The sequence below is a fragment of the Pelotomaculum sp. PtaB.Bin117 genome (assembly GCF_002067195.1).
GTDB classification, from domain to species: Bacteria; Bacillota; Desulfotomaculia; order Desulfotomaculales; family Pelotomaculaceae; genus Pelotomaculum_D; species Pelotomaculum_D terephthalicicum.
On the sequence record NZ_MVQM01000151.1, the window covers coordinates 1 to 21,660 of the forward strand.

28 protein-coding genes and 1 riboswitch are annotated in these 21,660 nt (G+C 47.9%); of the genes, 6 read left to right on the forward strand and 22 right to left on the reverse strand.

Annotated elements, in window-relative coordinates:
• From A4E54_RS10980 to A4E54_RS10990, 3 genes are all read right to left on the reverse strand, one after another.
• On the reverse strand, positions 1–514 hold a 514-nt coding region (locus tag A4E54_RS10980; protein WP_286726139.1), incomplete at its 3' end, for a BREX system ATP-binding domain-containing protein.
• Positions 471–1,682: a BREX system ATP-binding domain-containing protein gene (locus A4E54_RS10985; protein ID WP_286726140.1), complete on the reverse strand. Its 1,212-nt coding sequence runs from the start codon at positions 1,680–1,682 to the stop codon at positions 471–473. The genes A4E54_RS10980 and A4E54_RS10985, both read right to left, overlap by 44 nt.
• 3 nt (positions 1,683–1,685) lie before the next feature.
• Positions 1,686–2,480: a hypothetical protein gene (locus A4E54_RS10990; protein ID WP_240081742.1), complete on the reverse strand. Its 795-nt coding sequence runs from the start codon at positions 2,478–2,480 to the stop codon at positions 1,686–1,688.
• A 220-nt stretch (positions 2,481–2,700) separates the two neighbouring features.
• Here A4E54_RS10990 and A4E54_RS10995 point away from each other — a divergent pair, with 220 nt between their 5' ends.
• Complete coding sequence (locus tag A4E54_RS10995) at positions 2,701–3,363, forward strand: L,D-transpeptidase family protein (protein WP_240081743.1); 663 nt, start codon at positions 2,701–2,703, stop codon at positions 3,361–3,363.
• Positions 3,364–3,411: 48 nt separating this feature from the next.
• On the opposite strand, the gene A4E54_RS11000 is transcribed toward A4E54_RS10995, so the two are convergent.
• The 10 genes from A4E54_RS11000 to A4E54_RS11045 form a co-directional block, all read right to left on the reverse strand.
• A complete protein-coding gene (locus tag A4E54_RS11000) occupies positions 3,412–3,813 on the reverse strand; it encodes a hydrolase (RefSeq protein ID WP_286726142.1) in 402 nt (133 codons plus the stop codon).
• Between the two features lie 30 nt (positions 3,814–3,843).
• Complete coding sequence (mqnC, locus tag A4E54_RS11005; protein ID WP_240081745.1) at positions 3,844–4,923, reverse strand: cyclic dehypoxanthinyl futalosine synthase; 1,080 nt, start codon at positions 4,921–4,923, stop codon at positions 3,844–3,846.
• Entirely contained in the window at positions 4,907–5,755 is an 849-nt protein-coding gene (locus tag A4E54_RS11010; RefSeq protein WP_240081746.1) for a menaquinone biosynthetic enzyme MqnA/MqnD family protein, read from the reverse strand. Before A4E54_RS11010 ends, mqnC begins: the two co-directional genes overlap by 17 nt.
• Complete coding sequence (gene mqnE / locus A4E54_RS11015; RefSeq protein ID WP_240081747.1) at positions 5,756–6,856, reverse strand: aminofutalosine synthase MqnE; 1,101 nt, start codon at positions 6,854–6,856, stop codon at positions 5,756–5,758.
• A gap of 62 nt (positions 6,857–6,918) precedes the next feature.
• Positions 6,919–7,788, reverse strand: coding sequence for a UbiA-like polyprenyltransferase (locus tag A4E54_RS11020; RefSeq protein WP_240081748.1), 870 nt, complete (start codon positions 7,786–7,788; stop codon positions 6,919–6,921).
• A complete protein-coding gene (locus A4E54_RS11025) occupies positions 7,778–9,199 on the reverse strand; it encodes a menaquinone biosynthesis decarboxylase (protein ID WP_286726143.1) in 1,422 nt (473 codons plus the stop codon). Before A4E54_RS11025 ends, A4E54_RS11020 begins: the two co-directional genes overlap by 11 nt.
• The gene (locus A4E54_RS11030) at positions 9,189–9,917 is read right to left on the reverse strand and encodes a demethylmenaquinone methyltransferase (protein ID WP_240081749.1); all 729 of its coding nucleotides are present in this window, start codon (positions 9,915–9,917) and stop codon (positions 9,189–9,191) included. Before A4E54_RS11030 ends, A4E54_RS11025 begins: the two co-directional genes overlap by 11 nt.
• 16 nt (positions 9,918–9,933) lie before the next feature.
• Positions 9,934–10,713: a polyprenyl synthetase family protein gene (locus A4E54_RS11035; protein ID WP_240081750.1), complete on the reverse strand. Its 780-nt coding sequence runs from the start codon at positions 10,711–10,713 to the stop codon at positions 9,934–9,936.
• Positions 10,714–10,900: 187 nt separating this feature from the next.
• The gene (gene speD / locus A4E54_RS11040) at positions 10,901–11,281 is read right to left on the reverse strand and encodes an adenosylmethionine decarboxylase (RefSeq protein ID WP_240081751.1); all 381 of its coding nucleotides are present in this window, start codon (positions 11,279–11,281) and stop codon (positions 10,901–10,903) included.
• Positions 11,282–11,622: 341 nt separating this feature from the next.
• A complete protein-coding gene (locus A4E54_RS11045; protein ID WP_240081752.1) occupies positions 11,623–11,811 on the reverse strand; it encodes a ferredoxin in 189 nt (62 codons plus the stop codon).
• 104 nt (positions 11,812–11,915) lie between these two features.
• On the opposite strand from A4E54_RS11045, the gene A4E54_RS11050 reads away from it, so the two are divergent.
• From A4E54_RS11050 to A4E54_RS11060, 3 genes are all read left to right on the forward strand, one after another.
• The gene (locus A4E54_RS11050) at positions 11,916–13,106 is read left to right on the forward strand and encodes a sensor histidine kinase (RefSeq protein WP_240081753.1); all 1,191 of its coding nucleotides are present in this window, start codon (positions 11,916–11,918) and stop codon (positions 13,104–13,106) included.
• A 34-nt stretch (positions 13,107–13,140) separates the two neighbouring features.
• A complete protein-coding gene (locus A4E54_RS11055; protein ID WP_240081754.1) occupies positions 13,141–13,794 on the forward strand; it encodes a response regulator in 654 nt (217 codons plus the stop codon).
• A 184-nt stretch (positions 13,795–13,978) separates the two neighbouring features.
• Positions 13,979–14,944, forward strand: coding sequence for a patatin-like phospholipase family protein (locus A4E54_RS11060; protein ID WP_240081755.1), 966 nt, complete (start codon positions 13,979–13,981; stop codon positions 14,942–14,944).
• A gap of 4 nt (positions 14,945–14,948) precedes the next feature.
• On the opposite strand, the gene A4E54_RS11065 is transcribed toward A4E54_RS11060, so the two are convergent.
• From A4E54_RS11065 to A4E54_RS11075, 3 genes are all read right to left on the reverse strand, one after another.
• Positions 14,949–15,593: a redox-sensing transcriptional repressor Rex gene (locus A4E54_RS11065; protein WP_240081756.1), complete on the reverse strand. Its 645-nt coding sequence runs from the start codon at positions 15,591–15,593 to the stop codon at positions 14,949–14,951.
• Between the two features lie 102 nt (positions 15,594–15,695).
• The gene (locus A4E54_RS11070) at positions 15,696–15,947 is read right to left on the reverse strand and encodes an FmdB family zinc ribbon protein (RefSeq protein WP_240081757.1); all 252 of its coding nucleotides are present in this window, start codon (positions 15,945–15,947) and stop codon (positions 15,696–15,698) included.
• A 115-nt stretch (positions 15,948–16,062) separates the two neighbouring features.
• Complete coding sequence (locus A4E54_RS11075) at positions 16,063–16,332, reverse strand: TIGR04076 family protein (RefSeq protein WP_248285786.1); 270 nt, start codon at positions 16,330–16,332, stop codon at positions 16,063–16,065.
• An 83-nt stretch (positions 16,333–16,415) separates the two neighbouring features.
• Here A4E54_RS11075 and A4E54_RS11080 point away from each other — a divergent pair, with 83 nt between their 5' ends.
• Positions 16,416–16,649 carry a hypothetical protein gene (locus tag A4E54_RS11080; protein ID WP_286726145.1) on the forward strand — a complete coding sequence of 78 codons (234 nt, stop codon included), beginning with the start codon at positions 16,416–16,418 and terminating at the stop codon, positions 16,647–16,649.
• Positions 16,650–16,672: 23 nt separating this feature from the next.
• On the opposite strand, the gene A4E54_RS11085 is transcribed toward A4E54_RS11080, so the two are convergent.
• The 6 genes from A4E54_RS11085 to A4E54_RS11110 all read right to left on the reverse strand — a co-directional run bounded on the left by A4E54_RS11085 (position 16,673) and on the right by A4E54_RS11110 (position 20,994).
• Positions 16,673–17,680 carry a tetratricopeptide repeat protein gene (locus A4E54_RS11085; RefSeq protein ID WP_286726156.1) on the reverse strand — a complete coding sequence of 336 codons (1,008 nt, stop codon included), beginning with the start codon at positions 17,678–17,680 and terminating at the stop codon, positions 16,673–16,675.
• 65 nt (positions 17,681–17,745) lie between these two features.
• On the reverse strand, positions 17,746–18,378 hold the full coding sequence (locus A4E54_RS11090) for a 5' nucleotidase, NT5C type (RefSeq protein WP_240081761.1): 633 nt from the start codon (positions 18,376–18,378) through the stop codon (positions 17,746–17,748).
• 215 nt (positions 18,379–18,593) lie between these two features.
• Positions 18,594–19,400: a cell wall hydrolase gene (locus A4E54_RS11095; protein ID WP_240081762.1), complete on the reverse strand. Its 807-nt coding sequence runs from the start codon at positions 19,398–19,400 to the stop codon at positions 18,594–18,596.
• Positions 19,401–19,570: riboswitch (cyclic di-AMP (ydaO/yuaA leader) on the reverse strand.
• 59 nt (positions 19,571–19,629) lie between these two features.
• A complete protein-coding gene (locus A4E54_RS11100; RefSeq protein ID WP_240081763.1) occupies positions 19,630–20,001 on the reverse strand; it encodes a DUF2512 family protein in 372 nt (123 codons plus the stop codon).
• A 64-nt stretch (positions 20,002–20,065) separates the two neighbouring features.
• A complete protein-coding gene (locus tag A4E54_RS11105) occupies positions 20,066–20,446 on the reverse strand; it encodes a zinc-ribbon domain-containing protein (protein WP_240081764.1) in 381 nt (126 codons plus the stop codon).
• A 122-nt stretch (positions 20,447–20,568) separates the two neighbouring features.
• Entirely contained in the window at positions 20,569–20,994 is a 426-nt protein-coding gene (locus A4E54_RS11110) for a ribonuclease HI family protein (RefSeq protein ID WP_240081765.1), read from the reverse strand.
• 282 nt (positions 20,995–21,276) lie between these two features.
• On the opposite strand from A4E54_RS11110, the gene A4E54_RS11115 reads away from it, so the two are divergent.
• On the forward strand, positions 21,277–21,531 hold the full coding sequence (locus A4E54_RS11115) for an AbrB/MazE/SpoVT family DNA-binding domain-containing protein (RefSeq protein ID WP_240081766.1): 255 nt from the start codon (positions 21,277–21,279) through the stop codon (positions 21,529–21,531).
• Positions 21,532–21,660: the final 129 nt, after the last annotated feature.

Genomic DNA, 21,660 nt, shown 5'->3' on the forward strand with positions numbered 1-21,660 from the left:
GGTTATACATATCGCTGTCACTTTCCAGGTAATTCTTCAACACTGCCTCAATTTTCGGGTGGAGGTTGTGTCCGGTATATTTCAAGACCTCCTCCGCTTTCATCCTGTCCCGCTTCAGTCCTTCCAACAAGGGCGCGAAGCCCGGCTGGTTATACCCCGGGAGGAGCAAATTGGCGGCCGCCCGGCGGTAAAGCCGGTCCATTTTGTCAAATGGAGTCTCTTTGGAAAGCGGTACGAAGCTGACGGCAAAGTTCATTTCTTCCGCCTTCCGCGCAATGATATTAAGAAAATGCGTCTTGCCGTTGCCGAAGTTTCCCTTGACCACTAAAGATATAACACCGGCGCCGGACTGCACGCGATCGAGTTCGCGACCTACGCGCTCCAGGGCGGCTTCCCGGCCATATGAAAAAATAGCGCTTAAATGACCGGAAGAAACGCCTGAACGCAGGCACTCAATAGTTTTCTTCGCGTCAAATTGCTCCACCACGGTCACCTCCCGCGCCGTATTCGCCAACTATGGCCTCTATAACCCGTCGCACCGGCGAAAACATGCTCACCGTATCAACCAGGCAGCGCAAGTCCTCCCGCTGAAGCCTGGAATCAAGAGCAAAGAAATCGTTCAACCTTTCCTGCAGTTCCAGACAAGTCTCGACAGTAAAAATCTCTTTTATGAGGTTGTCTTGATTGAACAAGTCGGCAAACTTGTTCGGGCGCAAACCGGCAACCTCGTTCTGAATGCGCATCCAGAGCGCCTCGTATGACTTAAAACCGGTTTTTTCATCCTGAATCAATTCCGGCCGGCCGGCGAAAACGAAAAAAGCTCCTTCAAAACCGGCAAAGTCGTCCACTAACTGGCGCAGGCTTTCGTAGACTTCATTGCGCGCCGACTTCCCGTAAAGCGCCCGCCCTAACGGACCCCGTTCTAATAAAGCGTTCAAGTTGTCCACCGCCAGGCACAAGCCCCGGTAACCGCAAAGACGTAACAGGGCAAGAAAAGAAGCCATCATATTTCGGGCGTTGTATTTATCTATTTTGGTGAAAATCCTTAACGGCTTTAAAACTTTTGCCGGCAAAGACCTGCCCTTGAGCCAGCCCGTCAAAATGTCTCTTTGCTCCGTATGCAAATAACGCAGACCAAGATAGTCGGAGCAGAGCTGCGTGAAGGCCATGGCGAAGTTATTGTTTATTTTACGGTTATGGTACAATGTGTCCAGGTTTTCTTGAACTTCAAGCCGCAGCGCATTAGCCGTATGCCCGTCGTTACCCATGCCCTGTCCGGAGGAAATTTGCCCCGCCTGACAGCCCAGCCTTTCCAATACCGTACCGCAATAGACGGCAACCACCGCCTGCATGTCCACTTCCTCGAACACAGCCTGATAGATAGAGTCAAACTTATTTAAACGCACTTGGCGGGCATCTAAATAAACTGTTACATAGCCCAGGCGGCGGGCTTCTTCCATCATCAAAAGAAGAGCGTGGGTCTTACCCGAACCCGGCTTGCCGATGAAGAACTTAATTTTGCTGCCCCCATCGGCTATATAGTCTTCCAGGTAGCGAGCCTGCCAGAAATTCCAGATACCATCCTGTCTGCCCACCGTGATCGCTTCCAGCGCTTCTCTATCCAAAGGCGGCTCGCCGCGCCGCAGGCTTTCGAGGGCAGATTCCTTGACAGCCGGTTCCACAGTTTATCCCTCCCGGTAAAACTTTATCACACCGTAACGCTGGGGTTGCTTCTGAGCGTCCAGCACTACCAAAGCCTGTCTCCGGTTGCGAACGTTGCCGAGCCAGAGCCGCCGGCCGTCCGGCGCGTTCATCTGGCCGCTTTTCAGCACCCGGTGCAGGCTGAAGGCAAAAAGCTGCACCGGGTAGTCGCGCTTTTGTTGCGGCATGGGTGTAAGATTATCATAGACATCTTTCAACAGCACTTCCTGCTCGCAAAGAAAAATTTTTGTCTTGGCAACCTGCCTGGCCATCTCTGTGTCGTAAGCATTGGCGAGAGTCTGAAGAAAACGCTGCACATCAAAGGAGGCCGCGTTTAACTTGTCGATCTCCTTCTTTAAATGTCTGGCCACGACACCCGGCCGGAGGTTGCGGTAAACTCTGTCGTCTATGGTGATCATTTCTTTTTCAGGCAGCACCCGGACTTTAAATGGCAACACTTCATAAACCGGATATTCCGCCTCTACAGACAAGCCCTCTTCAGCCAACGCGCCAAGAAAACCCGCGTGGAACTCTTCCAGCAAGTAAGATTGCAGATCAAAAGAAGGAAATTTATCTTTAAACCCTTGTAAAGACTCTTTTTGCTTATCCACCAACTCCTCATAGCGGGCCAGCGCCTGCTGCAACGCGTCAAGGTTGCCCTGATCAGCAGCAGTCTTGACGCGTCTGACTGCGTTTACCATACTGCGGTGAGTGTTATTCAGGTTTTTAAAGTCTTCCTGCAGCGAATAATCCAGAAAGTCATCTATGTTCATCGGCATTTATTGCTCAGACACCTCCTGCGTAAGACAGAATATACTATTTTTCTTCATAAGAAGAGCATTATCCTTCTTTTAATTTGATATATTCACAAGCTTCGCTGAGACACCAATCAATCCAGTTTTATAACCAAATACCTCATTTTAAGAAGCCCGGCCGGAATAATAAGGACCGGTATATGAGACAATAGATATAAAAATAAACGGGGGAAAAGCTCTATTAATGAAATATTTCTATTACGCCGCCGCAGTTTTTTTAGCCGTTTTTTTCACGGGGGTAGGGATAAAAATATCTTGGGCGGCAAACCCAATACCGGAAAAAACCAGTATTATTATCGATATGGACAGGTTAACCCTGACCCTCTTCGACAATGGGGTATCTTTTCGCCAGTTTCCAGTTGCCATGGGTAAATACGAAACACCAACTCCGGTCGGCAACTGGAAAATCGCCTCACAGGACACCAACCCGCCTGATGTCATGGGCACACGCTGGCTTGGACTCAATATACCATACGGGCAATATGGCATCCATGGCACCAACGCTCCGCACAGCATCGGCAGTTTTGCCAGCCACGGCTGCATCAGGATGCATAACGCTCACGTTGAGGAAATTTTTCCTTTTGTCAGCCATGGCACACCTGTAACAATTATTGGGACACCATTCGGCGCCCCGGGCACACTTCCTGCTGTTTTAAAATTTGGAAACCAAGGTCCGGATGTTTTGGAAGTACAGCGGGCGCTGAAAAGACTTGGCTATCTCAAGTGGAAGCCTGATGGCTTTTGGGGCCAGGGAACTGAAGAAGCTGTGAAAAAATTCCGGGCGGACAACGGTCTTACCGGGCAAAATATTGTTGATGACAAAGTCTATACGCTGCTCGGATTTTAACGCAAACCGGCTGGATACAACCTCCATGGCACTCATCAACGGATAGAATTATTTTAACCGCTTCAGTATGACCAGTTCTTCTTCCTGGGAAGACAGCCGGTTATCAATTTTCTTAATATCGCCCCAAACATAACTCAGTTCGTTTTTGATGCCGTCAATATCTTTTTGCATTATATCCTGGCCCGTCTTTAATTGCTGCACGTCTGTTTCGATATTGCCAAGCCTGGCGTCCAAGCCGTCTACTTTGGTTTCCAGACCGCCAAGCCTGGCGTCCAAGCCATCTACTTTGGTTTCCAGACCGCCAAGCCTGGCATCTAAACCGTCTACCTTGGTTTCCAGACCGCCAAGCCTGGCATCTAAACCGTCTACCTTGGCGTCCAGTTTGGCCTGGCCTTCAGTCAGTACCTGCAACTGTTCCAGCACCAGTTCTTGAAATTTTTCATTCCCCATTACAAGTGCTCCTTTCACTCTATTACAAGATCAAGACAATTCTTTGATGATCTCATAACCCGTATTCCGCTGTGCCGGTGTAAAACCGGCATCTCTAATACAGCGGATGATTTCTTCCGCAGGAACCCGGTAGTTTACCCCGGCGGCACGGACAACGTTTTCTTCCAACATGACGCTCCCGAAGTCGTTGGCGCCGAAAGCCAGGGCCACCTGGGCCAGTTTGGCGCCTTGAGTCACCCAGGAGACCTGGATATTGGGCACATTGTCCAGCACCAGCCTGGACACGGCAAGGGTTTTCAAATAATCCGCCCCGGTGGCGGTTTCACCGCCAAGCTTGGTGTTTTTGGGCTGGAAGCTCCAGGGAATAAAAGCGGTGAAGCCACCGGTGCGGTCCTGCTGCTCCCGCACCCGGATCATATGCTTTACCCTTTCCTCCAGAGTTTCCACATGACCGAACACCATGGTGGCGGTCGATTTCATCCCAATTTGATGGGCCTCCGCCATTACCGCCATCCACTCCTCCCAGGTAATCTTCTCCGGGCTGATCAGGCGGCGCACCCGGTTATCCAGAATTTCGGCGCCGCCGCCCGGCAGGGAATCCAACCCGGCCTTCTGTAATTCTAACAGGACCTTGCGCAGGGACAAACCGGAAATCCCCGCCATATGCGCTACTTCCGGCGGGGAGAAAGAGTGGATGTGAATAGCGTATCGCTCTTTAACCGACCGGAGCATGTCCAGGTAGTATTCCAAGCGCAGCTTCGGGTGAAGCCCACCCTGGATCATTACTGCCGTACCGCCGGCGGCTATAGTTTCCTCAATTTTTTTAAAAAGCGTCTCCTTACTGATTATATAAGCTTCCGGATCGCTTTCTTCCTGCCAAAAGGCACAGAAGCGGCACCGGCAACAGCATATGTTAGTGTAGTTGATATTCCGGTCAATAATAAACGTAATTCTATCGCCCGGGTGCATTCGCCTGCGCACCAGGCTGGCCGCGCGGCCTATCGACAATAAATCAGGCGAGGCGAGTAAAGCGACACCCTCTTCCAAGGAGAGCCGTCTTCCCTGGACAGCCTCGTTCAAGAGGTCATCTAAATTAAGCACCGGTTTCACCCCAGACCCGCAGCTTGACTCTATCCTCAATCAATCCACTCTTATAGGCGTAATCATAAAAAGAAAGCAGTGCCTTTCTGTCGTCTTCGCTAAATTCGTGCTTGATCGTTTGAAAATAATCCTCAACCACGGGCAGCGGCAATCCGCTCCGCCGCTGAGCCTTGGCAGCCACGGCGGTAAATTGGCTGTACCCGATCTTTTTTGCGTTGACCAGAGCGTTACTGAGGCAGTCAACAGCCGCCGCATCGGAGCCGGCGTAAGCTTTGCGCACCACCCATACCGCGTAAACCATTTTAGCGCCGCTAAATTGCTTCCATGTCTCGCCGAGGTCAGTCACATAGTAAGGCATGTGCCGTTCTTTCACATGCTGGTGAGCCTGCATGGCGTTGTCCCCGATCAACAGCGCCCCGTCCGCTCTTTCCATCATGGTGTTAAGTTCAGGAGCGCTAGTTTCAAAATCCACGTCCACATGGTAATAATGGTCAAAGAGCACTTTTAAGAGAACAACCCCGGTCGCGGAAGAATCGGTAAGACACACTTTCTTTCCTTCCAGTTCTGTCACCGGCACCTTACTGAAAAGCAGGATGCTCATCACCCGGCCGTCGGCGCTTATGGACAAATCGGGCAGGATTATGCATTTATCTTCGTTTCGGGCGTACTCAATTGAAGACAGCGGGGTGACATCCAACCGGCCGCTCAAAAAAAGTCGGTTTAATACAGTGGGCGGCCCCTTTACCAGTTCAGCTTCCAGCGGCAGCAACCCCTCTTCAAGGGCATGGTAAACCGGTAGGCAATTAATATAGTCCAACTGCCCGAGGCGTAATCTGGACACCTAAAAAACCTCCTCAATAACGTTATACAGGGTATCACGCTCTACCGGTTTACGCCCCGCCGCTCTAATCATCTTTACAAGCTCAGCTTTAGACATAAACTGGCCGGTTGCCGCACCTGCGTCGTGGGCGATCTTCTCCTCCACCACGGTTCCGTCCAGATCGTCGACCCCGAAGGTCAGGGAAACCTGGGCTAATTTTGGCCCAATCATTATCCAGAAAGCTTTGATATGATCAAAGTTATCCAGCATCAGCCTGGCCACAGCCAATGCCTTCAAGTCATCGAAACCGGTGGTTCCGGAGACCGATTGCGGTTCCAGGCCGGTGTTTTGCGGGTGGAAAGCAAGTGGAATGAAGGTCAAAAACCCACCCGAGATGTCCTGCGCCTCGCGCAATCTGACTAAGTGATCGACTCTCTCCTCAGCTGTCTCCACATGACCGTACAACATAGTGGCGTTGGTACGCATTCCCAACTTGTGCGCGGCCAGATGCACTTCCAGCCAGCGCTCGCCGCTGATTTTCCTGGGGCAAATCAACTTACGCACCCGCGGCGAAAAAATCTCCGCCCCGCCGCCCGGCAGCGAGTCAAGTCCGGCTTCGCGTAAAACGGCCAGCACTTCCTCTACCGGCATGTTGTGCACCCGCGCCAGATAATCAACCTCCACCGCGGTAAACGACTGGATCATAACGTCTGGCAGCGCCCGCCGGATGCGCCGCAACATCTCTACATAATAATCCATTTTTAAATCCGGGTTGAGACCGCCGACAATATGTATTTCAGAAATTCGCTCTCCTGCCGAAGCCAGCGCTTTAGCTTCGATTTCATCAAGGCTGAGAGTATACGCCCGGGGATGGCCGGCTTCAAGCCCAAAAGCGCATAACTTGCAAAGATTTTCGCAAACATTGGTATGATTAATATGCCGGTTGACGATAAAATAGGCCTTGTCCCCGTTTTTTCTACGCCGGACCAGATCGGCAAGACGGCCTACCGCCAAGAGGTCTTTGGCTTGATAAAGACGAACGCCGTCTGCACGGCTTAACCTTTCACCGGCTAGAATTTTCCTCTCCAAATCAGCCAATTCACCGTCAAGAACAAGTTCCATTACCGCTATTCCTTTCTTTCTTTACCAACGCATGATAGCCATGACTCCGCTGCATCTTAACCTTAAAAGATCCGCAAAGGGAAAAAAATATCAAATAAGGTAAAAACAAACATGACCACACTTAAAGTGCCGTTTAAATTAAAAAAAGCTACGCCGGCCCGCGACAAATCATCAGGTCGCACTAAAGTATGCTGGTAAAAAAGTATCCCTACAGAAACCGCCACCCCGGCCAGGTAAAGGACACCAAGGTTTAATAGCAAGCCCGCGGCCAGGAAAAACAACGGCGCGATGGCGTGAAAAACAGCGGAAACGTTAAGTGCCCGCTTAATGCCGAACCGGGCCGGGATGGAATAAAGACCTTCTTTAAGGTCAAACTCGTAATCATCGCAGGCATAAATAATATCAAAGCCGGCGACCCAAAAAAGCACTCCCGCTCCCAACAGGAACGGCGCCGGATGAAATTGGCCGGTAATGGCGATCCAACTGCCCAGCGGGGCCATTCCCAGCACCAGCCCGAGCACCAGGTGGCATGTCCAGGTGAAACGCTTGGTATACGAATAGGTAAACAGCACCAGGACTGCCGCCGGAGCAAGGCGGAAAGCCAGCGGGGTTAGTTGGTATGCAGAATAGAATAAAAGCAAAAAGGAAACCAAAACATAAAACCAGACTTCTCCTTCCCGCAGAAGTCCCCTGGGCAAGGCCCGGCCGGCGGTGCGGGGATTCCGGGCATCAAGGCGCCGGTCGATAAGCCGGTTGAGGGACATCGCAGCCGTGCGGGCCCCCACCATGGCCATGGTGATCCAGAGCAGGTCATGCGCGGCCGGTATTTTTTTCTCCGTCAGCAAAGCCCCAATATAGGCGAAAGGCAAGGCGAACACAGTGTGTTCAAACCTGATCATTTCCAGAAAAACTATCAGCTTCTTAAAAACCATACTCCCTCCATTTGCCGTCAACCAGGTTTTTCACTTCCTCACTCATTACAACGTCACCCGGCCATTCGCGCAAATGCCCTTCCGAGGGCCATTTTGTCGTGGCGTCAATGCCCATTTTTGCGCCCAGGTGGGGCAGTGGGGACGCATGGTCCAGAGCATCCAGCGGGCCTTCGGCGATCACCACGTCGCGCTTGGCGTCAATATTGTTAAACACCCGCCACATCACTTCGGAAATATTCTGCACATCCACCCTCGCATCAACTACAATAATCAGCTTGGCCAGCATCATTAAACCAAAACCCCACAACGCCGACATTACTTTTTTGGCCTGTCCCGGGTAGCGCTTTTCAATAGATATAATGACGCAGTTATGGAAAACCCCTTCTGGCGGCAGGTTCATGTCCACCAACTCAGGAACCAGCAGCCTGAGCAATGGCAGAAAGATGCGTTCGGTAGCCTTGCCGATATAAGCGTCTTCCATCGGCGGCCGTCCGACTATAGTTGCCGGGTATACGGGATCTTTCCGGCTGGTCACACAGGTCAGGTGAAAAACCGGGTACTGGTCGGCCAGTGAGTAGTAACCGGTGTGATCGCCGAAAGGACCTTCCAGCCTCTTTTCCAAGGGGTCGACATACCCCTCAAGAATAACCTCGGCATATGCCGGCACCTCAAGATCAACTGTTTCGCATTTCACCAGCTGGACAGGTTCCTTGCGCAAGAAACCGGCAAACAGCATTTCATCAATACCGGCAGGCAGAGGAGCGGTGGCTGCGACAGCCACAGGCATTTTTTCAGTCCCGCCGCCCACTTTTTGATTACGGCAATGCCCCGCGGCGTCTTTGTGAATGTGCCAGTGCATCCCGGTAGTGCGTTCATCATACACTTGCATCCGGTACATCCCGACGTTGCGCTGCCCTGTACGGGGATCTTTAGTAATAACCAGGGGCAAGGTAATATATGGTCCCCCGTCTTCCGGCCAACACTTCAAAACAGGCAATCCCGCCAGTGAAGGATTGTCCTTGACCACCACTTCCTTACAAGGACCGTCGCTTACCTTCTTCGGAATAAAAGAAGCCAACTGCGCCAGCTTGGGCAGCGTCTTCAGCCTGTCCATAAAGGTAGCCGGCAACTCCGACGGCTGGATAAAAGCCATCAGGTCCCTACCGATCTGTTCCAGGTCGTCCACCCCGAGAGCAAGCTTCATCCGCTCCAGCGTACCGAAGAGATTGGTGGCCACCGGCAACTTATACCCCCGGACATTTTCAAAATATAAAGCCGGCCCGCCCGACTTGACCATGCGGTCACTGATCTCGGTAATCTCCAGCACCGGGTCTGCTTCCGCCTTTATTCTTTTTAAGAGATCGCGTTTTTCCAAGTCCGCCATAAAAGCGCGCAAATCTTTATAAGCCATGTCGCTTCTCTCCCACATGCACGGCTACAATACCGCCGGTAAGCTCATAATAGCAGGCGCCGGTCAGACCGGCGTCGGTAAAGATATCCCTGATCTCCGACTGGTGAGGAAACATTTTCAACGATTCCGGCAGCCATTTGTAAGGCCCGCTTAGTCCTGCTCCCAGTCTGCCCAGCACAGGTATAACGCAGTTCAAGTAAAAATAATAGATCTGCTTGAACACCGGTATGCCAGGTTTGGCAAACTCAAGAGAAACAACCTTTCCCCCGGGTTTTACCACCCGCCGCATTTCATCGATAGTTTTCCTGATATCGGGCACATTACGCAAGGCAAAACCGATGGTGGCGCAGTCAAAGGTATTCTCCGGAAACGGCAGGCTGAGAGCATTTCCTTCAACCAGTTCAATTACTTCCCGATAAGGAGTGCCTCCTATATTTACAACAGCTTTCGCCAGCATGTCCGCGCAAAAATCCACGCCGACCACACGACCTTTTAAGCCGGCCGCTTTTGCCAGTTCCAGGGTTAGCATACCCGTCCCGCAGCAAACATCCAGGCCCTCGCCGCCCGGCGTCAAACCAGTGAGTTTCACTGCAAATTTCCGCCAATACTTGTCCCGGTTAAAACTCAACGCGGTATTAAGAAAGTCGTACCTGTGGGCAATTGATGAAAAAACCGCGTGTACATACTCTTCTTTACTACGATACTGGTCTGGCCGCATATAGCCCTCCAATACATTATCCCACCATGCGCCGCATATTCGTTTCGCCCCTGGATAACATATTAACCAGTTGCTCCAATACAACCTTTTCCGGCCGGGCCGGCGCCAGCAAAAGGCATTCCCGAGCTTTATCCGCGTAAAATGTTGTTTGCTCCACAGCGGCACCTAACTCCGACAGTCCAAAAGCCATGCCGAAGTTTTGGCCGAAGCGGCGCATGATTTCCTGGTCTTCTTCGGCAGCGCCGGCCAGGCGGGCTCCCAGAAGACAGCAGCCGGCAAAAAGCTCGGCAGTCACCTTGCGAATAATATCGTGGAAGGCTTTTGAGGCCGGGTTGAACCCGGTGATTTTATTTTTCAGGATTAGACCCTCATGAACCTGACGAACAATTTCGGCCAGCACACGAAGCATCCCGGTAATGCCTGACTCAAGCAAAATAAAAGCAGATTTGCTGTAAAGGTAATCTCCCAGTAAAACAGAAAAACGGTTTTCCTCACAATGGACGCAATCCTCACTAGCCGAGACCGGTTGTTCAAACTCAGCAAAACTGTCCTGTACCTTCGAAGCCAGATAAATAAACTGAAAAACAACGGCCAGAACAGCCGTTTTTTCAGGATTACCGCCGTAAATCCGGGAAGACAGGATCACCAGCGCCGGTCTAATTGCCTTATCGACAGATAAATGTTCCAGGCCGGCTAAATCTCCCGCCCGGCCGATAATCGGAGGAAACTCTTCTCTAAACAAACAAGATGCGTTTTCCAGGTCTTCTTTTATCGGATCTAAAATGGTTCTCAACATTTAGTGAGGCTCCTCCTTTACTTGCCTTGATATATAATTCGGTATAGTCTCACAATTTCCTCCCCTCGCGTCAGCCATTCCTAATTTTATCTGATTAAGATGGCAGCAAAAATTAGCAGGCCCTGCAATATCCACTATTGCAAGGCCTGCTAATTTTTATTGCTCTTGGTACTAATAAATATCCCTCCTAAAGATTTACAGCTTCCTTCAGGTAAGCTTCCGGGATGACTCCACGTTTTAGTTCTTTTGCCGTCATATGTTTCGCGCAAAAGTGGTCGTTCAGGTAGTTGCATGCATCCCAGGGATTTACTTTTTCACCGCAAGTGAACACGTCTACCGCCGCGTAACCTAGTTCCGGCCAGGTATGGATAGCCAGGTGCGATTCGGAAATAACCACCACACCGCTTACTCCCTGAGGGCTGAATTTATGGAACACACATTCCCTGACTTCGGCGCCGGCTTCCAGCGCCGCATTCACCAAGATTTCTTCAACCTTGTCGATATCATTAAGAATGTTAAAATCGCACCCACAAATCTCAGCCAATACATGGCGGCCCAATTGTTTCATTTATCTGCCTCCCTCTTGGACAATATTTTTGGAATTAACAAACCCCCTTATCAAAGACAGGTTGGCTAATTCCAATCAAACTCAATTTTAGCATAATATCTTATCTTGTCAACAAAATTTTGAGTTTTACAGTCATAATCACATTTCATGTCCTGAGTTAATGGCTTAAGGTAAAATATGCCTAAATTTAACTGGTAACAATGTCCGGATCTCTAATAATATACGGACTAAGCGGTAAAAAAGTGTCAATGATCTATTTTAGGTATTCAGAATTCAGGAGTCAGAATTCAGAATATCTTGTAGCGATAAGCCATTCTCTCATTCTGACTCCTGACTCCTGATTAAATATCAGTGATCGCTTCAGTAGGACAGTTTTCGGCAGCCTCGTGCGCCTGCTCCTCCAAATCAACCGGTATTTCAGCAGTAACACAACTGGCCTTGTTGTCCTCATTCCATTTGAAAACATCCGGGCAGAGATCTATACACGTACCGCAACTGATACATAATTCCTGATCTACATCAACTCGCAAGCAAAATCACCCCTTGTTTTTTAATCAAGTATAGTGTAGCACAATGTAAACAAATTATGTAAAAGCTTTTCAATTTTCATTATTTTTCTCAACGAGGGAGGAAAATGGAGAATAAAAAAGAACATTTAAAAAAAAGGGGCTACGAGGTGAACACCGTGTTTGACATAAATGCCCTTGATCGCATTGTCAAAGACACTCTTGAAGCTATCGAAAGAAGTAAAAATCAAATTTACGACATAGCTGAAAATTCCCGTATTGAATTAATCAGGGTAAGCCAGGAACTCAACGAAGTTAAAAATGAAGTGGCGGATATTATTAAACAGGTTGACCATAAAGCCGTTATTGAAAAAAAAGCCCGGACCAGACTGATGGAGGTTAGTAAAGATTTACAGAGATTTACCGAAAAAGATATTAAGGACGCTTACGATCAGGCATATCAGCTGCAAGTGGAACTAATCAAAATGCAAGAAAAAGAAAAACTCCTGCGGTACAGGAGGGATCATCTGGAGGCAAGCCTGCGCAGGCTCAGTACTACCGTTGACCGGGCTGAAAAACTAGTCTCCCAAGTGGGTGTGGTCTTGAACTACCTGGGTGGGGGACTGCAGGAGCTTGGCTCTAAAATCGGCGAGGTTCACCAGGCGCAGCAGATGGCTATGAGCATTATTAGAGCTCAAGAAGAAGAACGCAAGCGGGTCGCCAGGGAGATCCACGACGGTCCGGCGCAATCCATGGCTAATATAGTCATGAGAGCGGAATATTGTCAGAAATTGCTGGATTTGCAGCCCGAAAGAGTCCGCGGCGAGCTGTTTGCGCTACAGGAGTTAGTCCGTTCGAGTTTGACGGATGTCCGTAAAATAATATTTGATTTGAGGCCGATGGTGCTGGACGACCTCGGACTGGCTCCCGCGATAAAAAGGTATCTTTCCGATTATAATGATCAATTTGACGTACAAGTTGAATTTCTTTTTATCGGGCAGCAGAAACGGCTGGAGAGTTCTGTTGAAGTCGCTCTTTTCAGAATAATCCAGGAAGCGGTAAACAATATAAAAAAACACGCCCGGGCAAAAAACGCATTAGTGAAAATGGAAATGCTCCCCGACAAGGTTAACATTCACATTAAAGACGACGGCATAGGTTTTGACCTGAGTAAAGTCATGGCGGACGGGGAACGCGACGGGTACGGCCTAATCGGAATACGGGAAAGAGTCCAACTTCTCAAAGGAGGATTTGACATTTCTACCGCTCCCGGTAAAGGCACATCAATAGGCATTTCGGTTCCCGTGGACTATAACTGAAAAACTTTTAACTTAAAACGGAGGGAAACGAAATTTGAAGAGGATAAAGGTTTTAATAACAGATGATCATACACTCATCCGCGAGGGACTGCGTAAAATATTGTCCACAGAAGAAGCCATCGAGGTGGTAGGTGAGGCGGAAGACGGTCAGCAAGCCATAGAACAGGCTATAAAAATCAAGCCTGATGTCATTCTTATGGATATTACCATGCCAAAGGTCAACGGAATCGAAGCCACCCGGATTATCAAAAACAAATACCCCGAGATTGGCATAATCGCCTTAACCATTCACGACCAGGAAGAGTACCTCTTTGAACTGATCAAAGCCGGTGCTTCAGGCTATGTTCTTAAAGACATCCGCTCGGATGTACTGGTGCAAACCATTGTGGGAGTAGCGCGAGGCGAGTCTTTTATTCCTCCGTCCATGACCACTAAGATATTTGCCGAGTTCAGCCGTTTGTCCTCCCGTCACGCCCAGGACGCCCTGCCTCAGGGCTTAACCAGGCGGGAGGTGGACGTGCTTCGTCTGGTCGCGCATGGAGAAAGCAACCGGAACATTGCCCAAAAATTATACATCAGCGAAAAAACCGTAAAAAATCACCTGACAAATATTTTTCAAAAGCTTGGTGTGATCGATCGGACACAAGCCGCTCTTCTCGCCGTGAAAAACAAAATTGTAGATCTGTAGGACTGCTGCTGATAAACAAATAAGACTGTAGCCGGGCGGTATCGGGTTATAAAGGCTCCCATAAGGGGAAGCCTTTTTTCTTGCCCGTACATGTGAAGAAATTGGCATAAGCTTATTTGTGGGTCAGTTGTGTGTCAGTTTTGTCTTTTCTCCATAAGATGATTCTATCAGGAGTGATTGGGCCATGACAATGCGCGCTGACGCTGTTTTTGAAGGCGGCGGAATTAAAGTATTCGGCATACTCGGCGCCCTTTCCGAAGCCGAACGCAGGGGTTATACCTGGGTAAACGTGGCAGGTACTTCCGCCGGCGCAATTATCGCTTCGTTAGTAGCGGCGGGGTATTCCGCCGCTGAAATATGCTCGTTGATTGACGACCTTGATTTCAGCATGCTAAAAGACAAATATTGGCTACACAGGGTCCCCTGCATCGGGCCGGCGCTGAGTTTGTGGTTTAAAAACGGCCTGTACGCGGGTAAGTACCTGGAAAACTGGGTCAAGAAAAAACTTGCCGCCAAAGGGATCCGCACATTTAAAGATCTTGTCATAAAAGAATACGAAAACGACCCCAAATTTCGCTATAAGCTGGTAATTATAGCTACCGATGTGACCAGGCGCAAGCTTCTAAAGCTGCCTCATGATATTAAGGACTATGCTATTAATCCTGACAATCTGGAAGTCAGCAAGGCGGTAAGAATGAGTTCCGGCTTACCCTTTTTTTATAAACCATGCAAGCTTCCCTACACCATACCCGGCAAACAGACTATATCAAGCTTTATTATTGACGGGGGAGTGCTGAGCAACTTTCCGGTATGGATTTTTGACAGTGATGAGACTCCTCCCTGGCCTACTTTCGGTTTCAAAATCATCGAATCTGAAGGACCATTATTCCCACGGGTAAACAACCCATTCGATCTGCTTAAGGCCATTGTATCGACAATGCTGGAAGCACACGACCAAATCCACGAACTGGATCCTAAAAGTCGTGTCCGGACAATATCTATTCCTTCTATGGGGGTAAAGACCACTGATTTTGAAATGAGCTTACAGCTCAAAGAGAAGCTTTACCGGGCCGGAGTTCAAGCCGCTGTCAATTTCTATGAAGGCTGGGATTTTGAGACAATCAGGGCGCTTTATTTTACAACGGACTAACAACTTATGTAGCCTGGTTAAAATCCTTTTTGCTCAGATTACAAGTTAGTATCTCAAGCTTCGTCGCCATATCAACATTTCGCATTTCAATATTTTCAGGGACATTAAGCGCGACCGGCGCATAATTCAAAATGGCCAGCAACCCGTTTTTCACCATCAGATCGGTTACTTCTTGCGCGGCCTGGGACGGTACAGCAATAATGCCGACTTTAACATTATGACGGGCAATTACTTCTGCCATCTTGTCAAGATGATAAACCTCAAGGTCAACAATTTTTTTACCTATCTTGTTCGGGTCGTTGTCAAAAACACCGATTATTGAGAAGCCACGCTCATTAAAACCTTTATAGGTACAAAGGGCAAAGCCAAGGTTTCCCGCGCCCACCAGCACAAGCGGCCAAGGTTCATCAAGACCAAGAATCTTTAAAGTATAACGCATCAGGTCTTTGACATTGTAACCTACACCGCGCGTTCCAAATTCGCCGAAATACGCCAGATCTTTCCGTACTTGAGCGGGACCCACACCAACACCCTGGGCTATTTCCCTTGATGAAACAGTTACTATGCCCCTGCGGTCCAAATATTCCAAAAATCTTGAATATACAGACAACCGCGTTATAGTGGCTTCCGGAACTCTTAGCGTCTTCACTTAGACACACCTCCCCGTCCAAACAAACAATAATAAACAATTTCATCTTTAATAAAATAGAACAGGCCGTGTGGGCCGGCCTGGGCGTTTCCCAAAAAAACATTATTGGAGCTCCTGCCCGCAACAGGAACCAGCGGCTGCGCATCCCTTTTCACCTGGATTGCTGCCGCAGCACCTTCCCAAATCATCGTTGGCCGGTCTTCCAACAGAACTAGGCAGAAAAGGAGCCGAGATGAGTTTCTTCAAATCGGAACCGCCGCAATCAGGGCACTTAACTCCCTTTTCCTGACCGGCCAGTTGGAGAATCTCAAATACTTTTTCACATGCACCACACTTGTACTCAAATATTGGCATATCAGTTCACCTCTTTATTATTTATATAGGGGTATAGTATTCGACAATTAATGTAAAAATCCTACGTTCAACCGTCACTTTTACGGCAGCAACAGGTAAGTTACTTCTTCCATCCTTAAACCGGCACTCTCTTCAGTTCAAAAATTACCGGCCTCTCCGGATCAGGACATGCCCAGGTAGTCACCTCGCTGTTCTGCATCCAGGGGAACTGGCCGCCGTAAAGCAGCGCGGCTACAGCGGATCGCAACGAGTCATAGGCAAACTGACACAGCCCGGCCGGTGATACCGCCGTAAATTCAAAGCTGTCGCCCACCTTATGCCCGTATGAGCACTTGCCGTCACCCCGTATTTCAATAATAGTTGCGATTATTTTATATTTGTACATGGCCGCTCCTTTCGACACGTATTCTCTCGTTTGCCGTGTCTCTTTACTTCGCTAATCCAGCTTCGAAACTGTGGTTATACCGGATGCATGAACTTCCAGCGGTTGAACATAATAAATTTATGAGCAAACACAAAAGCCACGTTGACAGAAGAAGAAACGAATACGGTAACGCTGTCAGCAAGATGCGCGTTAAACAGATGGAGCGTTTAAACAAGGCTGCTCCATTAATTGAATATAATTTAGAAAATTTTTCAGGGAAGTTTGAGATCTACGACCACAACAAAAATAAGGGAAGAAAAAAACCTCTTTTATCATAACAGGTATTTATTATTGCAGTTTTTTAGATAAGTTCGCCTTTTCCCAAGTAATGGCCGGTAACTGCGATCAGTTTGCTCAGTTCTTCATCCGCAGGATCAGCATCTAAAGCTTTTTCAAGGCAAATTTTCGCCTCAAAATAATTGCCTAGTTTTAAATGGGAGCTTCCCATCATTTTGAAATAGAGTGGATTGGCCGTCTTTTTCGCCGCCTCATAAAAACACGCCACGGCTTCTTCATATAAACCGAGCTCATAATATGCCAGACCTTTCCAGTGCATGGACTGCTCGCTCGATGAAGTTTCATTCAAGTATTCAACTGCTTGTTCATAACTCCCCTTGCGGTAATTCAAGATACCTAAATACAGGTTGGCTAAATCGATGTTACCGTCAAGTTCTTTATATTTCAGGAGGTGTCTTTCAGCTTCTTCCAAACTACCCGACTCAAGGAAACAGATAGCAAGCTCAAGAAGGGCCTGTGTTTTATCCTGATAAACGGAAACATAACTCTGAAGGCATGAAATTGCCTCGCTGAATTTTCCTAAAGCATACAAAGATTTACCAACCCAATAACAGGCCAGAAAAATATCATCGTTATTAGTTGCCCCGGACATTATTTCACGGAAAATTTTCAAAGCGTTATCGTATTGTTTTAAAGCAAAATAGATCTTGCCCGTATGGAATAAATTTTGGATGCTTTTCGAAGCAATGCTGAAACAACTTAAGGCCTCCTCGAAACGGCCCATATGATAAAGGCATGTACCCTTTAACGGCGCCAGTTCGACTTGCGGCACAGTGGACGAAGCTTTTTCCAATGCTTCCAGACAATCCTCATAGCATGTATCTTTCTGGTAGAGACCGGCAAGCTTCAGGTAAATTTTCCCGGCAATTTCCTTCCTCCCGAGTTCCTCCAGGATCGCAGCATACCTGATTAATGCGCCGATATTCTCAGGCTCCTTATTTATGATCTTTTTTAATATTCTTTTCGACTCGAATATTTCCCCGTGGTAATACAGCCTGATTGCATCTGCCATTTCATTCAATGGAATCACCCCCCTGCCAGCTGTATTTACGGCTTCAAGAATCACCTGCAGCCGGCTCAAGTTAAAGCTGTGCCGGCAGGCGGAACAACCGCCTTTATATAATCATTTTTATTAAAACAAGAAGCCGCCGGCTGTTGTGATTCTGTAACCAGGGTCTTGTAAATTTCGAGCCATGAATATCTGCGGTGAATGAGCTCCGGTAAATCTCCCCGGTTGTATGGAGCATCAATCAGTATGACCGGTATTCCCACCGCGCTTAACTTTAAACCAACCTCAAGCGTGTCCTCCACCATTACGTCCAGCCCGATTTTCAGGCAAGTATCATCTTTCTCGTAGCTGCCGATAAGCAACAGCTCGTCATAAAGCATACCATACTGCTGCAGCCAAGCCTGTGTTTCCCGCCTGTACACTTCTTTTCTGGCCGTGATGATATAAATATTATGATATTTTTTGATCCTGCTAAGATAATGCGCGGCGTCTTTTACCGGACAGGGGGCGGACATCAAAAACCGGCCTCTTTGTTCAATAAATGCTTTTAATTCAACAGGCGTAATATTAAACGTCTGGATAATATCATAGAGATGAACCTCTTCGACTTGCTTGTTTTTATTAAAAAAACGATTAAGTTCCCGAACCCATAAAGGCAGGCTGTCTGCCAAAACGCCATCAATATCCACCCCGACTCGCATTAATATCCCCCTTCAAGTGTGGGTTTCCATATTATTTGTAGTAAAATCAGTATATGTCAAACTATCGCAAATTGTCAATTGCGGTGCAAGAAGTAAAAACCCTCAGAATTATTGACTGCCGGCCAGTCGCAAACAAAAAAATAAGGCCCGTAAAACAGACCTTATTTGGCATGGGTGTTAGCTATTAAAGTACTGATAAGGATAAAACACTGTTGTTAATAAGTAAAAACAACATCTCCAATAACCGCGCTCACAGGCCTGGACCACAGCCAGCTATTACTGACCTTACTCCCGGCAAAGAAATAAAGCGCTCCGTTGCTCGGGTCTTCCCCGTTCAACGCATCCTTAGCCGCCTGAATGGATTGGTAACTTGCCGGTTTGTCAATCCATCCGTTCATGACCGGTTCGAACTGGTAGGTACCATTATCATATTGATAAATAATATCTTCTATCGTTTTTGGAAATTCAGAGCTGTACAACCGGTTCAACACCACAGCCCCAACCGCGACTTTTCCCGCATACGATTCGCCGTCAGCCTCAGCCGTAATTAAACGGGCCAAAAGGTCGACCTCCGCCGACGACGGCCTCTGGAAATAGCCTCCCCGGCTTACTCCGGACGCGGTATTTCTTACAGGGGCGCCGGAGGACCCGGGAATTGCCAGAACCATACCCGCGCAAATCGTGGTATCGCTCAGGCCGTTGGCCAGCATGATATCCTGATAGCTCACCCCGTACCTTTGGGCAATCAAATAAAGGCTGTCTCCCTCCGTGACGCTGTAATTAGAACTATCACTGCCGTAGTCACTTTCCGGAATATAAATCTGCTGCCCCGGGAAAATAAAAGAATCCTGAATTCCATTGGCCTCCTTCAGGGAATCCAAAGAGACGCCGTAATCCACGCTGATAGAATAAAGGCTCTCTCCGGGCGATACATTGTGAATAGCGGCATCAGCGACGGCCGGTACTGCATACACCCCCAACAACAATAAAAAACCTGACAGAATACGACAAACAAAATGCAATAAAAACCCCTCCTTCGCCTCCGGGGTTAGCTGAAGGGTTCGGGTTGAGGGCACCCTACCTCGATCACCGCCGGTCATTTACGCCTTCCGTCCAACGGTTAATCAGGATTCACCCCAAAAAATTTTTTCCCCCGTACCCCGGTTTACCGGGGATTCGGCTTTATTTCACAATTATATCAGTCCTTAGAATATCTGGCCATATCACAAATATTAGCATTTTTTTATCCACTTAAGGCTTAATCTTCCCCTGATATAATAATCTGGCCAGATAACGGCCGTGGTAATACCATTCGCCAAGCCCAATCAGGAGGGCGATAATCATCAGGCCCGGCACCGGAGGATTGACATTTTCCACAACCCGCGTCACCTCCCAAGTCACTGCCAGGGCGATAACAGCGTCAGATACCGCAGCCAAGCGGTTTCCATATAGCGGCAAAACTATTAAATCAGCAATAATATAGGCCGCCAAAGTTAAGACCACTGCCGCGACCACAGCCGTCAAAGTGGTTGTATTAGCCGCCAACGGCAATATTAACCCTAACACGGTAACGCTCAAAAGAAATTTTGTCAAGATAGCGTTAAAATGTTTGTTTTTAAACATTAAATTCCTCCCGGAATTGATATTTTTTCAAAAAAATAACCCCTGCGGGGTTATCTCACTCGGTTTAGTCATGATCAATTACTTTAGTCCCGCAATTAAAGCAAAAATTGGCGGCGGCGGGCAGCTCCGTCTGGCACTCGGAACATATCAGCGACTTCGGCAGAAGTTTGGTTATTTGCTCTTCGAATTCAGCGATATCATCCTCCAGTGCCTTTGTAGCGTCTAGAAGACGCTTTATCTCTTCCTCAATACCTTCCTCGCCCTTATGCCGCAGATAAACCAGATTACCCAGGGCTGAAAAGTTATTTTCCATCTCCTTTTCCAACTTGCTTATCTCATACTTTAGCTTGGCCGCACCGACAAGATCACTTGATTTTTTACTAATTGTCTTAGCCCCTTCACTGATTGTCTTGGCGCTTTCGCTAACCTTTTTAAAAATCTCCATATTGGCACCTCCTCATTATTAATGGTATAAACACGTAATTCTAGACAACTCCCTTATTTTCCTTCTTTTTCTATTGCGGGTACAATTTATTTCTTCATACGATTTAATAAAAACAGGTTTAACTATGCATGATAATGATCAAGCTCACGATTGACCGCCGCATCGGCCAGCCTATTCTCTTCTCTGGGCACATGGTGCAGGGTTACTTTGAGATTCGGATTTTTCGCAAGATTTTCCCATACCCGTCCGGCTATCTCAAAGAGGTCAGGAGTTTTAATCTTGTACTGATGATTAAACTGGCGCACCACTAATTCACTGTCCGACCGTACTTCAGCCTCAATTTTTCCATGCCTCCGGGCCAAATGGATCAGCGCCGCAACCGCCCCTTCCAAGGCGCTCCACTCAGCATAATTATTGGTTAACTTAGTCCCCAGGAACTTGCTTTTTGTGGCAAGCACCTGACCCGCCTCATCAGTAATAACCATCGCGGCAGCCGCATTCCCCGGATTACCGCGGCTGCCGCCATCAATATTCACAAATAATTTCAAAAAGATTCACCCCTGACTTTACTGGTATCTGCCACCGGTTTTTACCGGTCGTGGTGATCCCTTGAAGAATACTACAAATTCACTTGCAAAGCAAGTTTACAGCTATACGTTATGATAGCTGCAAATATTACGGCGGATAGGGCAGACGTATCCAGAACATGAACTTTACATTAACTGAATAATTTTTTAAACAATTATTAACAGAAAGTATTTACTTTCAATGGTATCATCTGGTATAATATCAATGTAATAATTTGTCGAAAAAAGGGGAGGCATGTAGCAATGAAAGCAACGGGATTGGTCAGGAAAATAGACGACCTCGGCAGAGTGGTCATTCCTGCTGAAATTAGGCGCATTATGGGCATTGACGAGAAAAACCCGATTGAGATTTACACTGAATTCGACAAGATAATCTTAAGGAAGTACGAGCCAACCTGTACTTTCTGCGGCACCACTGCTGAAGTTCAGAGTTATCAGGGTAAAATTGTCTGCCGGAAATGCGTTGAAGAAGTATTTGATAATATTAAAGCGGTGTAACGCCGGAAAGTATATTTCCAGTGCTTCGCAGCTTTTTTTTTCCCACTATTTTTAAGTGGGGTTTTTTATTCCTGAATTACCAGCCACGTGATAATTATTAGAATAAACAAGGCTATTAACTGGACAAAA